This is a genomic window from Weissella viridescens (assembly GCF_003862435.1).
GTDB classification, from domain to species: Bacteria; Bacillota; Bacilli; order Lactobacillales; family Lactobacillaceae; genus Weissella; species Weissella viridescens_A.
This window is the reverse complement of record NZ_RHGY01000006.1, coordinates 18,358-33,177: the sequence shown is the minus strand read 5'-3', so window position 1 is coordinate 33,177 and position 14,820 is coordinate 18,358. Positions and strand designations below refer to the sequence as shown.

Genomic DNA, 14,820 nt, shown 5'->3' with positions numbered 1-14,820 from the left:
ATTATTAATCCTCAATTCGTTCTGATAGTTCTTCCCAACGGTTCATTTTGGCTTCAAGGGCTTGATTCGTCTCATCAAATTCATGTTGTAAGACACTTAATTTACTGAAATCAGCCCCATTCTCAACCATTGCCGCTTCTAATTCGGCCACTTTTGTTTCCAACTGAGCAATTTCATCTTCAATGGTTTCCCATTCTTTTTTCTCAGCCCAAGTCAATTTCTTCTTTTTTGGCTTCTCGTCGACTGGTTCCGGATCCGGAGCAGCTTCCTTTTGTGGTGTCGCTTCCTTTTGGTGACTAGGTGCGTTTTCTAAAGTAGGCGCCCCATACTGTTTAAGATAATCAGAGAACAAGCCATTGTAGCGACTAATTTCACCACCACCATGTAGAATCAATAGTTTATCAGCCACTTTGTCTAAGAAATAACGATCGTGGGAAACCGTAATAACGGTTCCAACGAATTTTTGTAAGTAATCTTCTAACACAGTTAGGGTGCTGATATCTAAGTCATTGGTAGGCTCATCTAGGAGCAACACATTTGGTGTTTGCATCAACAGTTTCAACAAATACAACCGACGCTTTTCCCCACCAGATAACTTTCGAATCAAAGTCCCGTGCATCATGCTTGGGAATAAGAATTGTTCCAAAAGATCAGAGACCGATACACGATTCCCATCCTGATCAACAATCGCTTCTGCGACATCGCTCAAATACTCAATCACACGTTTATCTTCGGGGATTGGTTCGGTTTGTTGCGTGTAAAACGCCATCTTAACCGTCTCACCAATTTCAACCACACCTGAATCCAACTTTTGACGACCAGCAATGACATTCAATAAGGTTGATTTTCCGGTTCCATTTGGACCAGTAATACCAATCCGTTCGTTAGCTTGAATCAATTCATTGAAGTCATTTAAAATGACACGGCCATCAAATGCTAAATCAGCATGTTCGACATTGATTACCTTTTTACCAAGTCGTGATTGACCTAATGATACTTCAACTTCATCATCTAACTGCAAGGTCCCCCGTTGATCTGCTAATTCTGAAAAGCGATTTTCACGGGCTTTTTGCTTAGTTGAACGCGCCTTGGCCCCAGTTTTCATCCAAGCCAATTCTTTTTTGTACATTTGCTCGTTTTTATGATCAGCTACCTTTGAGGCTGCCACACGTTCAGCCTTAGCTTGAACGAATGCTTGGTAGTTTCCTGTGTATTCATACAGGTGACCAAATGACAATTCAAAAATACGATTGGTGACATGATCCAAGAAATAACGGTCGTGCGTAACGGTCATCACGGCACCACGATATTCACTCAAATACTTTTCAAGCCAAGCAATTGAATCAAAATCCAAGTGATTGGTTGGTTCATCTAACAAAAGTAAGTCAGGTGCTTGAATCAAAACCTGAGCCAACCCCACACGCTTTTTTTGTCCCCCTGAGAGTTGACTCACTTTCAAGTCTAAATCAGGTAGGTGTAGTTGCGTCAAAATTGACTTCACTTCAGATTCGGCCAACCAAGCATCATCTTGATCCATCTGACTCTGTAATTTTGTAAAACGTTGTTCAGCCTTACTATCTTCTGGATTGGCTGAGTAAGCCTCTAAGGCTGCTTCATAGTCACGAATAAGTTGAAAGACCGGTTGAGCCCCAGAAAAGATGGCATCTAATACTTTTTTATCTTCATCTAGATCTGGATCTTGTTTCAAGTACCCAATCGAATAATCATTGGGTGTTTCAATCGTCCCTGAATCAGCTGGGACCGCTCCTGAAATGGCATTCAATAACGTGGTCTTTCCAGAGCCATTGACCCCAATCACACCAATTCGATCACCCGTCTCCACTAAAAATGAGACATGGTCTAGCAGGGTCTTTTCCCCGTAAACACTCGTTAAATTTTCTGCTCTTAATTGTTTCATGCGTTATTTCTTCTCTTTTCCCATTAATTCAATGGCACGGTACACTAAGGCCGGCTTTAAATTGGCAATTTGTTTTAGCACAACTTCATGTTCCAGTTGATTTAAAATCTTACCAAATAAGGGACCTGGCTTTTGTTGTAGGTTTTGTGCTAAGTCCCCACCGGTAATTGCTAATTCAGCGCGACTATGAATTGGCAATGCCTGATAACGCGCTTGTAAGGTCGACACGTCAATAGCTAACTCAGATAGTTCGACAACTGCCAAAGCAGTTTGAATGGCTGTACCCGCTTGATATAGCTCCCAATCAGACACATCCCCAAGGCGTAGTTCATTTAACAAGGTAATACTTGTCTGAACGGTTTTAATAAGCTCCTTGCTGTGCTTCCAATTACGCAAAAAAGTCCCCGCATCATCTGGGGTCAAACCTAACTCAAAAATCAATAAAGTCCATGCTTGGGCATCGTCTTGTGGTTGCGCCGTTTCTTCAAGTTCAGCTAAGCCAATCAAATCAATATCTGATGACGCCAATCCAGCCATATAGGCATTAAGACGCCCTTTAATCATTTCTAAAATACCGTAGGTTGCTGCTGGTGCTTGCAATAACTTTGTAAATTCAACATTAATCCGTTCAATTGAAATATTGGCCAATAAGGAGGCATTTTCAAGCATAGCTTGTTGGGTTTTAGGTTCAATTTCAAATCCCAATTGCGCGGCAAAACGTACAGCTCGCATCATCCGTAAGGCATCTTCATGAAAACGCTCCGCCGGTGTACCGACAGCGCGTAACACATGGTTCTGTAAATCATCTACCCCACCGAAACGATCAATCACTTCGCCATCAGCTGTTAGCGCCAAGGCGTTCACCGTAAAATCACGGCGCTTTAAGTCCTCACTCAATGAGCGTACGAACGACACCGAATCCGGACGGCGAAAATCTGTGTAATCTGACTCCGTCCGAAAAGTGGTCGTTTCATAGCCGGTACCGTGATCTAAAATCATTACGGTACCGTGTTCAATCCCTGTATCGACAGTTTTTTTGAATAGACTTTTGATTTCAGCAGGAAAAGCTGACGTGGCGATATCCACATCATGAATCGGCTTCCCCAAAAGGGTATCGCGAACTGAACCGCCAACAAAGTAGGCTTCATAGCCTGCTGCTTCGATTGTCTTTAAAATAGGTAAGGCATCTTGAAATTCTTTTGGTAGTGTCGCCAGTTTCATCTGTGGTCTCCTTTTTTCTTTTCTCTTAAGTATAGCAAATATTTAGGAAAATCGGCGCCTCACGATTAAAAATGTCAATTCCCCATCATATCGTTACGGATTGCGCCATAAAAAAAGCCCAATTGGTAGAAACCAATCAAGCTCATTGTTTTTTAAATCTTATTGCACAGTCACTGACTTAGCCAAGTTACGAGGATGATCCACATCCAAACCACGGCCCAATGATGTGTAGTATGCCAAAAGTTGTGTTGGGACAACTGATAGCAAAGGTGCTAGCAAAGGATCAACATCCGGCAAAACGTAGCCAGTATCACCTGGTTCAGCCAAGGCCTTTGTCGTAATCGTATAGGCTTCAGCACCACGTGCTTGTGTCTCAGCAATGTTTCCACGAACCAAACCAGCAGTCTTTGGTTGTGTCATCAAAGCGATAACTGGTGTCCCATCTTCAATCAAAGCTAATGTTCCGTGCTTCAATTCACCGGCTGGGAATCCTTCAGCTTGAACATATGAAATCTCTTTCAACTTCAAAGCAGCTTCCAATGAAACGTCGGCATCTGCACCACGACCAATGTAGAAAGCACTGTGGGCAGGTACTAACAATTCGTTGGCAACCTTTTCAAAGACAGCCTTATCATCAACGATTGCTTGAATATCTACGGCAATCTTTGATAGTTCTTGCTCAAGGTCAAGATCGATGCGATCTGACAAAGCGTAGGCCAAGATTGCTTGCAACGTCACTTGGGCGATGTAAGCCTTCGTTGAAGCAACAGCAATTTCAGGACCAGCCATCAATGGCAAAGCATAAGTGGCTTCACGCCAAAGCGTAGACTTTTCAACGTTAGTCATAGTCAAAGACTTGAAACCAGCACGGTTCACGTTTTGCAACACTTCACGTGAATCGGCAGTTTCACCAGATTGTGACAAGAAGATAAAGAATGGGTTTTCTGAAAGCAAAGGTTGTTCATAAGCAAATTCAGATGAAACATGCACTTCAGTTGGAATGCCTGACCAGCTTTCAAACATACGGGCACCGATTAGACCTGAGTGATATGAAGTTCCTGCAGCCACGATGTAGATACGGTCGGCTGCTTTGATATCATTCAAGATTTGGTCACCGATTAAGATTTCACCAGTTTCCCCAAAGTACTTATCCAACATACGACGGATTGCGACAGGTTGTTCGTCGATTTCCTTGAGCATGTAGTATTCGTAAGTTCCCTTATCAGTTTCTGAAGCGTCAATATCAACGTGGAATGGTTCACGGCTGATTTCTTCACCTTCACGGTTGAACAAACGAACAGATTCAGGCTTAATCACACCAATTTCATTATCGTTTAATTCAATGAAATCATGCGTTTCGTCAAGCATGGCAAGTGCGTCAGATGTCACAACGTTGAAGTCTTCCCCAATTCCAATCAAAAGTGGTGACTTACGCTTAGCAACGTACATCGTATCTGGTTCTTGATCATCCATCAACAAGAAGCCGTAAGCTGAGTTATCAGCAAGCAAGCTTGTCATCTTTTGCAAGGCTTCAAAAGTTGTCAAACCATCTTCAACAAACTTAGCTACCAATTGCACGGCAACTTCAGTATCCGTATCTGAAACAAATGGTACATCTGTCAAATACTTGTGCTTAAGTTCAAGATAGTTTTCGATCACACCATTGTGAACCAAGTAAAAACGTTCGTTCGCACTCATTTGTGGGTGCGCATTTTCAACAGATGGGACACCGTGAGTTGCCCAACGTGTGTGTGCAATTCCAGCTGTTCCTGAAACATCTGAACGATCAACAAGGTCCACTAATTCAGAAACACGACCCTTTTCCTTAACTAATTGGTCCATGTTATCAGCAACATCAGGAACGAAAATTCCAGCTGAATCATAACCACGATATTCTAATTTTTGTAGTCCCTTTAATAAGATGGGAGCAGATTGGTAGTTTAAACCAGTATAGCCAACAATTCCACAATACATATGTGTAGTCTCCTTTAAAATGCGCTTTTTATGCGTTGTTTGATTTTATCACTTTCATTATTATACAATTTGACTAATGGTATAGTCAACGAACCAATTCACATGATTGGTATAGTTATGGCATTTAATCTCTTGTTATCAGCCTGCCCTTTCTGAATTGGTATAGACAAAAAAAGCATTGAAGCTATTGCTCCAATGCCTTTTTTGATTAGTTGGTTGTTGAACCACCGGCTGAACCAGTTGCAACACCGTCTGTTTGCGGTGCGATGTTTGATGTATCACTATTACCGTCTGAATTTGATAGCGCTTCTGACTGTGCTAACGTTGGAACCCCATTGGCAATCATTGTTTCATCTGAAACATCACCACTATAAAGATTTCCGGTCTGCTTTTGCTTCAAGTCTAATGACTTACGCAAAACATCAGTTGCACGTTGTTGTTCACCACGATAAACGACTTCTGTTGAACCTGATGAGAGATTGTATCCGTTACCTTGAATGTGATCTGACTTAATGTTGTTAGCCGCACTCACATACTTAGTTCCAATCTTCATAACATCACCGAAGGTCATATCCGTTTGCGTTGACTTTCCAATTTCTTCAATAAAGTTACTTGAAAGTACCTTGGTTGGGTTTTGCTTAATCTTATCAAGGATTCCTTGCATGACCAAACGTTGACGTTCTTGACGACCGTAATCACCGTTAGGATCCGCATAACGCATCCGTGAGAAGGCTAAGGCTGCACGCCCATCCATTGTGTCATACGTCTTTGTTTGACCATTCTTGGTATGGGTATAAGTTGATGACCCCTTTGTAAAGTGATAAAGATCATCACCTTCAGAGTGTGCTGTGTTGGGATTAAAATCAAAGGTTAATGGTGACTTCACTTCAATACCACCAACTTGATTAACAACCTTTTCCAACCCGCCCATGTTAACGAGGGCATAGAAATCAATTGGGACATTTAACCAGTCCTGAACCGTTCGAATGGTTGCGGCTGATGACCCATCTTCATATGCTGAGTTAATCTTTGCTGGGAATTCACTTTCGTAACCTGGTACAGCGACCAATGAGTCACGTGGAATTGACATGATTGTCGTCTTGTTTTCCTTTGGATTAACCGTTACTAACATCATTGAATCGGTACGACCCTTATAGTCACGACCAAATTCACCAGTATCCGTTCCGAGGAGCAAGACTGAAAATGGCTTACCGTCATTTAAGACCTTATCGACATTACGCGCCTTTTTGATGTTTGAAGGCTTGTAAGAGTTATCAACTGCATTTTTTGACTTAGCATAAAGCATCCCACCAAAGACAAAGAGTGCAATCAAAATCAAAATCAAAAGATATAACAACCAGCGCCATGGGCTTTTCTTGCGACGAGGTTTCTTTGGACCAGAACCATTAGCGTTGGCAGTTGCCGCCCCTTTTGATTCACGATGCCGTTGTTCATCTTCTTCATGTTCGCGTCGTTCCGAACGTGAATTATATTCATTAGCCATGCTTAATTCCCTCGTTTCAAAGCTTTAATAATACACAATTATAACATTCATAAGACAAATAATACATAGGATTTTTAAATATAACCTTAATCCTATTCTATTTTAAAAGGGCTATTATTTTTCGGCAAAGAACCATTCATTTAGATGACAACGTTTAATCACGTATGAACCGAGATATGAAAAAATCAAAGCCACGATGAAAATAATGATGGCAACCAACCATAAATTGGTCACATGGGCGAAACGCAGTAAGAAGATACGGGTTCCGGCTAACGGAATAATATGCATCACGTAAATTTGCATAGAAATGACGCCCGTATATTCAAGCGCTTTAACTGACCAATGATTCGCTTGATGCGCAATTAGCTTTGCCGCATAGCACAACATGGCTGTGCCCATGATTGCTGTAAAGAACCACACATAATCAGCAAGATGTGTTAGATTGGCGCGCAAGACCAAAATATAGAGGGTCTCTACGCATACAAATGCGCCAGTACTTACACCTAATCCTAACCAAGTCTGCTTTCTTTTTTCTTCAACTGTAAAGAAATCCAATAAGTAGGTACCCAAGGCAAAGAAGATAAAGAATTTGCTAAAGCGCAGCAAAATCCAGACATCGGGAAGAAATGGGTAACTGATAAACAGGGCTGCTCCAACAATCAATAGTAATGGCTTATAGCCACGAGGCCAAAGGCGACCAACGATGAGATAGGTCATAAAGAAGAAAAAGAGCAGATATAAAAACCAATATTCTGAAAATGGGACAATTGGCGCCTGAACTAATTCTTTGAATCCAAGGCCCCCATTTGTATATTGCTGGACTACCTGCATAATGGTGCCTAAAATAATGGACCAGACAAAATATGGGTAAGCCAATCGTTTGATTTTATCCCATAGCGCTACTTTGGTTGGTTTACGCAACCAGTGATCGACAAACAGACCGCTCAAAATAAAGAAAGCCGGCATGTGAAATGAATAGATCACGGCTTTGGCAACATAAATCGAGCTCCAAGCCGTAGTGAAGCCCAGATGTTCACTTGAATTAATTCCTTGAACCGCGTGACCAAAAACGACCAACAAAATTGCCATTCCTTTGGCAATATCGATGGCGTGAATTCTTTTTTTCTGCATTGTTCTTCCCTTAAATCATAGACAAAAAAGCAGCCCCAGGTCGGTGGACCTGATAACTGCTTTTAAGCTGAAATTAAATTGTAAGTAATTCTTTTTCTTTATCCGCAGCAATTTCATCAACTTGCTTAGTAGCAGCATCAGTTGCTTTTTGGATATCATCTTCTAATTGGTGGGCTTCGTCTTCAGACAAATCACCATCTTTCAAAGCACGCTTACTTGCATCCATTGCGTCACGGCGCGCTGAACGAACAGCGACCTTTGACTTTTCAGCAATTCCCTTAACTTCCTTAGCTAAGTCCTTACGACTCTCTTCAGTCAAAGCAGGGATTACCAAACGGATGACAGAACCGTCATTGGCAGGTGTCAACCCAAGATCGGCAGCGAACAAAGCTCGTTCGATGTCCTTCAAAGCTGACTTATCAAAAGGTGTAATCAAAAGCACACGTGCTTCTGGTACAGAAATTGATGCAATTTGGTTCAATGGTGTTTCGGCACCATAGTAATCAACATTGACATTACGTAAAATTGAAGGGTTTGCTACCCCAGCGCGAATTTCGCTTAATTCTTTACGCAAAGAATCGTTGGCTTTTGCCATCTTATCTTGCGCTTGCTCGATAATTTCGTTTGCCATTAATGACTAGCCTCCACGGTAGTTCCAACGTTTTCACCTTCAACCACACGTTCGATGTTACCAGGTGTATTCATATTGAAAATCACAAGGTTAATATCGTTATCACGTGCAAGGGTTGAGGCAGTTGAGTCCATAACCTTCAAATCTTTTTCAATAATATCTTCGTGTGTTAATGATTCAAACATAGTTGCATCTGGATTAGTACGAGGATCAGCTGAGTAAACACCATCAACCCCATTCTTGGCCATCAGAATCGCTTCGGCATTGATTTCAGCTGCACGCAAAGCGGCAGTTGTATCAGTTGAGAAGTATGGTGAACCAGTTCCGGCACCAAAAATCACAACACGACCCTTTTCCAGATGACGGACAGCCTTACGACGGACGTAAGGTTCGGCAACTTGACGCATTTCAATCGCAGTTTGGACACGTGTTGGTACACCAGCTGATTCCAAAGCATCTTGCAATGCCAAGGCGTTCATTGTTGTTCCTAACATCCCCACATAGTCAGCTTGGGCGCGTTCCATACCCATTTGGGCACCGGCTTCACCACGCCATAGATTTCCACCACCAACAACAATGGCAATTTCAATTCCAAGCTCATAGACATCCTTAATGTCAGCTGCAACTTGAGTAACCGTTTCTGGATCAATTCCAAAACCACGTTCCCCAGCTAAAGCTTCCCCGGACAATTTCAATAAAATACGCTTATATTTAACATTTGCCATGATTTATCTATCCTCTACTAGTTCGGATTAACCAATTTGTGCAGCAACTTCAGCAGCGAAGTCGTTTTCAGCCTTTTCCATACCTTCACCAACTTCGTAGCGAACGAATTCAACTACCTTACCACCCTTAGATGAAACGTATTCGCTGACAGTTTCCTTACCGTCACCCTTAACGTAAGGTTGGTCGTTCAATGAGATTTCTGAAAGATACTTCTTCAAACGTCCTTCAACCATCTTTTCCTTGATGTTTTCAGGCTTACCTTCAAGATCTTCAGCGTTCATCAAGACTTCCTTTTCGTGTGCCAATTGGTCTTCAGGCACTTGGTCGCTTGAAATGAACTTAGGGTTGATAGCAGCAACGTGCATTGCAACGTCCTTAGCTGTATCATCATCGGCACCGTCAAGAAGAACGATTGCTGAGATACGTCCACCCATGTGTGAGTAGATTCCCATTGATTGTCCGTCTTGCTTTTCAATGACTTGGAAACGACGCAATGTAATCTTTTCACCAGTCACTTGAGTTGTGTGAATGATCAATTCGTTCATTGTTTCGCCATCAATGTCCAAGTTCAAAGCAGCTTCAACATCAGCTGGTTCGTTATCAACGATTGTTTGTGCAACCGTCTTCAACAAGTCATTAAATTCCTTGTTTCCAGCAACGAAGTCAGTTTGTGAGTTCAATTCGATGATTGCAGCCTTGTTTCCAGCTTCAACAACGAATGTCATTCCTTCAGCAGCAACAGCATCAGCCTTCTTAGCGGCCTTTGCCATTCCCTTTTCGCGCAAAACATCAACGGCCTTTTCCATATCTCCGTCTGTTTCTACCAAAGCCTTCTTGGCGTCCATCATTCCAACACCAGTCATTTCACGTAATTCTTTAACTTGAGCAGCTTTAATTGCCATTTTTGTGGTCTCCTTGTTTAATGCATAATTTTTTCTAATTCAGTATAACTGAAATTCAGCGGAATTTCTAGCTATTTTCACAATATCTTCAAAACTATCTGTGAATTCATAAAAAAAAACTACAAGTACAAGACTTGTAGTTTTATTTCACTTAAACTTCCTTGTTACCTTCAACAAGTTCAGTCAAGTCAACGATTGTGTCAACACGACCGTCTTCTTCTGCGTTAACTGCAGTCAATTCTTCTTCAACTGAGTCTTCACCTTGGTTACCTTCGATGATTGCATCTGCCATCTTAGCAGTGATCAAACGAACGGCACGAATAGCATCATCGTTAGATGGGATGATAACATCGATTTGGTCTGGATCAGCATTTGTGTCGACCATAGCCACGATAGGAATGTTCAACTTGTGTGCTTCTTCAACAGCCAATTGTTCCTTGTGTGGATCCACGATGTACATAACATCAGGGATACGTGGCATGTCAGCGATACCACCCAAGAACTTTTCCAACTTTTCACGTTGCTTGATCAACAATGAAACTTCCTTCTTTGGCAATACTTCAAAAGTACCGTCTTCAGACATGGCACGCAATTCCTTCAAACGTGCAACACGCTTTTGGATTGTTTCCCAGTTTGTCAAAGTTCCACCCAACCAACGGTGGTTAACGAAGTATTGGTTAGCACGCGTAGCTTCTTCAGCAATGGCGTCTTGGGCTTGCTTCTTAGTTCCAACGAACAAGAAGATAGCACCATCAGCTGCTTCATCGCGCATGAAGTTGTAGGCCTTATCAACCAACTTAACTGTCTTTTGCAAATCGATGATGTAGATACCGTTACGTTCCGTAAAGATGAATTCCTTCATCTTTGGGTTCCAACGACGAGTTTGGTGACCGAAGTGGACACCGGCTTCAAGCAATTGCTTCATTGAGATTACTGCCATGAGTATATCTTCCTCCAAATGTTTTTCCACCTAATTTCGCCTGTAATTCGACGACCCAGTTGGGGCACCTGCCAAACTATTGAAATTAGTGCGTATTTTGTCCGATTTCACGAACAATAAGATATTTTACATGATTTCAAAACAGACTGCAAGTCTAAAAATCAAAGACATCGTGTTCATGCAAAAACACTTCCTTTTTTGCCCGGTTTAATTTTTTAAAGGCCGCCTCTGCCTTCAATGCGTCACTTTTATTGTCAAAAGCTTCTGCATATAACAAGCGTAGTGGACGCCGTGCCTTAGGACGCGTGAATTTAGCGCCTTTACCGGCATTATGGGTGGCTAAGCGTTTACCCACATCATCAGTAAAACCACCATAAAACAAGCCATCCGCCGTTAACAAAACATACATATAATACTGTTTAGTCATCCTGGTTGTTGCCTTCATAAATATCTAAAATTTCTTGGCGATAACTTCCATCCGGATTATGGGTGATGATTGGTGGCAGAATCCGCGCGCCAGTCCCATCCCCATCTTTAATGGCATCGATTAAAACGATGTTGGCTTCTGAATTGGGCTTTGGATAAACAAACTGTAATTTTTTAGGTGATAAGTGAGCCGCTCGCAATGCATCGAGAATTTCAAATAAACGATCAGGCCGATGTACCATATACAAATGCGCTTTATTTTTCAAAAGTTTGTTCGCTGTTTTCGTGACCAATGTTAAATCAGCTTTAATTTCATGACGGGCAATTGCATAATGCTCATCCTCTTTCATCACTGTTTTTTCTGAGTCAACCGCAAAATATGGTGGATTTGACACAACGGTATCCGCACTTCCAGGTCGAATATCATTAAAGATATCCCGCATATCTTCATTTTTAATGGTAATCTTGTCTTCAAGGTGGTTCATCGCTACCGATCGTCGGGCCATTTCGGCTAACTCAGGTTGGATCTCAACACCGACAATTTGACCTTGCACCTTATGGGCCATGAATAATGGAATGGCCCCATTACCAGTCCCTAAATCAACGGTCAAACCTCGCCCATTTTTTCTTGGGTTAGCGAAATTAGCTAACAAAACTGCATCAAGTGAAAATGAAAAAACATCTTTACTTTGAATAATATGAACTTGATCTTGATATAACATATCAATACGTTCACCTGGTTTTAATTCTACATCCATTGCTTTACTCCGCTTCTCATCCATTGCCATGCGCCAACCCGTATGGGATAATATACTGTCACAATCAGGAGGTTAATTATGTTTTATACAGCAGGACGCTATGTCGTCGCATTTATTCTTTGGGTATTCAATGGTCGCTATCGTGTCGTTGGTAAAGAAAATTTACCAACTTCTGATAACTACATCATCGTTGGCCCCCATCGGGCCCTTTGGGATATGATTTACTTTGCCATGATGGCCTGGCCGAAGCGTTTTGCTTTTATGGCCAAAAAAGAACTCTTTAAGAACCCTATTTTACGCTGGATTTTAGTTCATGCCAATGCCTTTTCGGTGGATCGTGAAAATCCAGGTCTTTCAGCCATTAAAACACCGGTCAATATTTTAAAGAAAACGGATTTGAGTTTAATCATGTTCCCATCCGGATCACGGCATTCTCAAAAACTAAAGGGCGGTTCAGTTGTGATTGCTAAAACTGCTGGTAAGCCCCTTGTTCCGGTTGTTTACCAAGGTCCCTTAACGCTAGGCGAACTGTTCAACCCCTTTAAACGCGGTCACGTAGCTATTGGTGTTGGTAAGCCCATCTCAATTGATAAAAAAATGAAATTAAACGATGAGACAACAGCAGCCATCGATAAGCAATTACTTGATGCTTTCAAAGACTTGGATACGCAACTTGATCCTAACTTTGTCTATGTTGATCCTAAAGCAAAATAAAAAAAGGTTACCCAATTGGGTAACCTTTTTTGTTTACTTCTTATTTGATTGTGCTGATTGGGCCTTCATTTGCGCCATCATTTGATTCAACTTCTTTTGTGAAGGCTTTTGCCCCATTGACGTCATCATTGAACGCATCATATCTTCACTAATGGGTGGGTTCTTCTTTAAATAACTCTCCATTGTGCGACGCGCCAAAAAGAAACCACCGGCGGCTCCTACCAAAGCTGCTACTACAACAATCAAAATCCAAATTCCTGTGCTCATGATACTCTCCATTTAATTATTCAGTTTAATTTAATCAATTGGTTACGCCAATTAGTCGTCACGCAAACCTTTATCACGTTGGATTTGACGGACCTTTTCAGGGGTCACTTCATTACCATCGTCATCGTAGACTTGCAACATTTCAATTTGTGAACGGAATGAGTTACGGAAGTTATCTAAGAATTCTTGACGTAAGTCAGCGCGTTCCTTAGTTTCTTCTTCAGTCAAACCTTCATCAGTCTTAGCCTTAGCAGCCAATTCATTGATACGTTCACGCACAGCGACCATGTGGTCATCTACTGGCGCTTGACTATCTTCAGCTTCAGAAGCATCGTGTTCAATATCTTCTGTACTTACCGGATCAACTTCTAAATCAACTTCTTTGATTTGCTTATCTTCATTTTCAGCCATAATTCTCACGTCTCCTTTTAATCTTCTGCTTTATATTTTAACATGAATTAAGCCAATTCGATTGGTAATTATCTATTTTTTGGCTTATTATATTAAAAAATGCGAAATGAGTGAAAAAATGGCTGAATCAAAACAAATTGCAATTCTAAGATATATCCATGAACAGCAAACACTAACTGGATATGCACCTACCATGCGTGAAATTGCGGCCCGCGTTCATTTATCTTCAACTGCCACCGTGCACGGTCACATTAACCGTCTGATTAAGAAAGGATTGTTAACGAAAAAAGATGGCAAGTCCCGTTCTCTACACGTCACGCCGAGTGGCTTACGCGTCCTTGAACAAGCACCAGCCTCATTAAACATGGTGCCGCGCTTTGATTTAGAAAACAATATTGAAAACAGCGAGGACGTCGACTACGTCCCTGTTCCAGAGCAGTTGATTGCCGATCAGGAAGCCTTTTTTATTGTCGCTCAGCAAAATGCGAACATGATTGATCTAGGGATTTTACCTGGTGATATGTTGATTGTCCATCGTCAAGACGATGCCGATGACGGCGATATCGTCTTAGTTGATTTACCCGAATATCCAAAACAGGTCTATCGTTTTTTTCATGAAGCCGATCACTTTCGACTTGAACCAGAAAATACCAAACTGACCCCAGTCATTTCGCGCTCATTAACAATTCTTGGTAAAGTCATGAGTCTTTATCGTCCAAACATCCAATAAAAAGCCCACTGCGTTATCCAGCGCAATGGGCTTTTGTTTATTTTGATTTGTTTAGTATTCAAGCAACGCAAGAATATCATAGCCATCAAGTCGATCACGACCGTTTAATCCTGCCAATTCAATAAAGAAGGCAAGACCAACTACCGTTCCACCCAAAGCTTCAACCAACTTGATCGTTGCTTCGATGGTTCCACCAGTTGCAAGCAAATCATCAGTAATCAAAACCTTATCACCAGGCTTGATTGCATCCGTATGCATCTCAAGACTTGCCGTACCATACTCTAGTTGGTAACTCTCAGAAACAACTTCACGAGGCAATTTACCTGGCTTACGGGCTGGCACAAGACCGATTCCCATTTCGTTGGCGACTGGTGCACCAACTAGAAATCCACGTGACTCAGGCCCAACAATGACATTTACATCACGCTCTTTTGCATAAGCAACAATTTGTGATGTTGCTTGTCGGTAAGCCGCACCATCTGCTAAGAGTGGTGTGATATCACGGAAAATAATACCCTCTTCTGGAAAATCCGGAATCGCTTTAATATAATCATGTAAATCTAACAT

Annotated in this window: 16 protein-coding genes; 2 read left to right on the top strand and 14 right to left on the bottom strand. The window is 41.7% G+C overall.

From position 1 onward, the window contains the following. Nucleotides 1-4 precede the first annotated feature (4 nt). From D3P96_RS05960 to D3P96_RS05910, 11 genes are all read right to left on the bottom strand, one after another. Nucleotides 5-1,918 (bottom strand): ABC-F family ATP-binding cassette domain-containing protein, encoded by a 1,914-nt coding sequence (locus tag D3P96_RS05960; RefSeq protein ID WP_124943466.1) that lies wholly within the window; start codon nucleotides 1,916-1,918, stop codon nucleotides 5-7. A gap of 3 nt (nucleotides 1,919-1,921) precedes the next feature. After that, the gene (locus tag D3P96_RS05955; RefSeq protein WP_124943465.1) at nucleotides 1,922-3,139 is read right to left on the bottom strand and encodes a CCA tRNA nucleotidyltransferase; all 1,218 of its coding nucleotides are present in this window, start codon (nucleotides 3,137-3,139) and stop codon (nucleotides 1,922-1,924) included. A 159-nt stretch (nucleotides 3,140-3,298) separates the two neighbouring features. Then, on the bottom strand, nucleotides 3,299-5,113 hold the full coding sequence (gene glmS / locus D3P96_RS05950; RefSeq protein ID WP_124943464.1) for a glutamine--fructose-6-phosphate transaminase (isomerizing): 1,815 nt from the start codon (nucleotides 5,111-5,113) through the stop codon (nucleotides 3,299-3,301). Nucleotides 5,114-5,321: 208 nt separating this feature from the next. After that, on the bottom strand, nucleotides 5,322-6,617 hold the full coding sequence (locus D3P96_RS05945) for an LCP family protein (RefSeq protein ID WP_124943463.1): 1,296 nt from the start codon (nucleotides 6,615-6,617) through the stop codon (nucleotides 5,322-5,324). 114 nt (nucleotides 6,618-6,731) lie between these two features. Continuing rightward, nucleotides 6,732-7,748 (bottom strand): acyltransferase family protein, encoded by a 1,017-nt coding sequence (locus tag D3P96_RS05940; RefSeq protein ID WP_124943462.1) that lies wholly within the window; start codon nucleotides 7,746-7,748, stop codon nucleotides 6,732-6,734. A 73-nt stretch (nucleotides 7,749-7,821) separates the two neighbouring features. Further along, nucleotides 7,822-8,379 carry a ribosome recycling factor gene (gene frr / locus D3P96_RS05935; protein ID WP_124943461.1) on the bottom strand — a complete coding sequence of 186 codons (558 nt, stop codon included), beginning with the start codon at nucleotides 8,377-8,379 and terminating at the stop codon, nucleotides 7,822-7,824. Further along, nucleotides 8,379-9,104: a UMP kinase gene (gene pyrH / locus D3P96_RS05930; protein ID WP_124943460.1), complete on the bottom strand. Its 726-nt coding sequence runs from the start codon at nucleotides 9,102-9,104 to the stop codon at nucleotides 8,379-8,381. The genes frr and pyrH overlap by 1 nt, the downstream gene beginning before the upstream one ends. Nucleotides 9,105-9,131: 27 nt before the next feature. Beyond that, nucleotides 9,132-10,007, bottom strand: a complete 876-nt coding sequence (gene tsf, locus D3P96_RS05925) for a translation elongation factor Ts (protein ID WP_124943459.1) — start codon at nucleotides 10,005-10,007, stop codon at nucleotides 9,132-9,134. A 151-nt stretch (nucleotides 10,008-10,158) separates the two neighbouring features. Further along, on the bottom strand, nucleotides 10,159-10,947 hold the full coding sequence (gene rpsB, locus D3P96_RS05920; protein WP_124943458.1) for a 30S ribosomal protein S2: 789 nt from the start codon (nucleotides 10,945-10,947) through the stop codon (nucleotides 10,159-10,161). A gap of 154 nt (nucleotides 10,948-11,101) precedes the next feature. After that, the gene (locus D3P96_RS05915; RefSeq protein WP_124943457.1) at nucleotides 11,102-11,374 is read right to left on the bottom strand and encodes a GIY-YIG nuclease family protein; all 273 of its coding nucleotides are present in this window, start codon (nucleotides 11,372-11,374) and stop codon (nucleotides 11,102-11,104) included. Then, the gene (locus D3P96_RS05910; RefSeq protein WP_124943456.1) at nucleotides 11,367-12,131 is read right to left on the bottom strand and encodes a tRNA1(Val) (adenine(37)-N6)-methyltransferase; all 765 of its coding nucleotides are present in this window, start codon (nucleotides 12,129-12,131) and stop codon (nucleotides 11,367-11,369) included. Before D3P96_RS05910 ends, D3P96_RS05915 begins: the two co-directional genes overlap by 8 nt. A 78-nt stretch (nucleotides 12,132-12,209) precedes the next feature. Here D3P96_RS05910 and D3P96_RS05905 point away from each other — a divergent pair, with 78 nt between their 5' ends. After that, nucleotides 12,210-12,845 (top strand): lysophospholipid acyltransferase family protein, encoded by a 636-nt coding sequence (locus D3P96_RS05905; RefSeq protein WP_124943455.1) that lies wholly within the window; start codon nucleotides 12,210-12,212, stop codon nucleotides 12,843-12,845. 33 nt (nucleotides 12,846-12,878) lie between these two features. On the opposite strand, the gene D3P96_RS05900 is transcribed toward D3P96_RS05905, so the two are convergent. Together D3P96_RS05900 and D3P96_RS05895 are read right to left on the bottom strand one after the other, a co-directional pair. Beyond that, nucleotides 12,879-13,112: a YneF family protein gene (locus tag D3P96_RS05900; RefSeq protein ID WP_124943454.1), complete on the bottom strand. Its 234-nt coding sequence runs from the start codon at nucleotides 13,110-13,112 to the stop codon at nucleotides 12,879-12,881. A gap of 51 nt (nucleotides 13,113-13,163) precedes the next feature. After that, nucleotides 13,164-13,400, bottom strand: a complete 237-nt coding sequence (locus tag D3P96_RS05895; protein WP_185696109.1) for a DUF896 domain-containing protein — start codon at nucleotides 13,398-13,400, stop codon at nucleotides 13,164-13,166. A 241-nt stretch (nucleotides 13,401-13,641) separates the two neighbouring features. On the opposite strand from D3P96_RS05895, the gene lexA reads away from it, so the two are divergent. After that, the gene (gene lexA, locus D3P96_RS05890; protein ID WP_124943452.1) at nucleotides 13,642-14,253 is read left to right on the top strand and encodes a transcriptional repressor LexA; all 612 of its coding nucleotides are present in this window, start codon (nucleotides 13,642-13,644) and stop codon (nucleotides 14,251-14,253) included. A gap of 51 nt (nucleotides 14,254-14,304) precedes the next feature. On the opposite strand, the gene D3P96_RS05885 is transcribed toward lexA, so the two are convergent. Beyond that, nucleotides 14,305-14,820 (bottom strand): adenine phosphoribosyltransferase, encoded by a 516-nt coding sequence (locus D3P96_RS05885; protein WP_124943451.1) that lies wholly within the window; start codon nucleotides 14,818-14,820, stop codon nucleotides 14,305-14,307.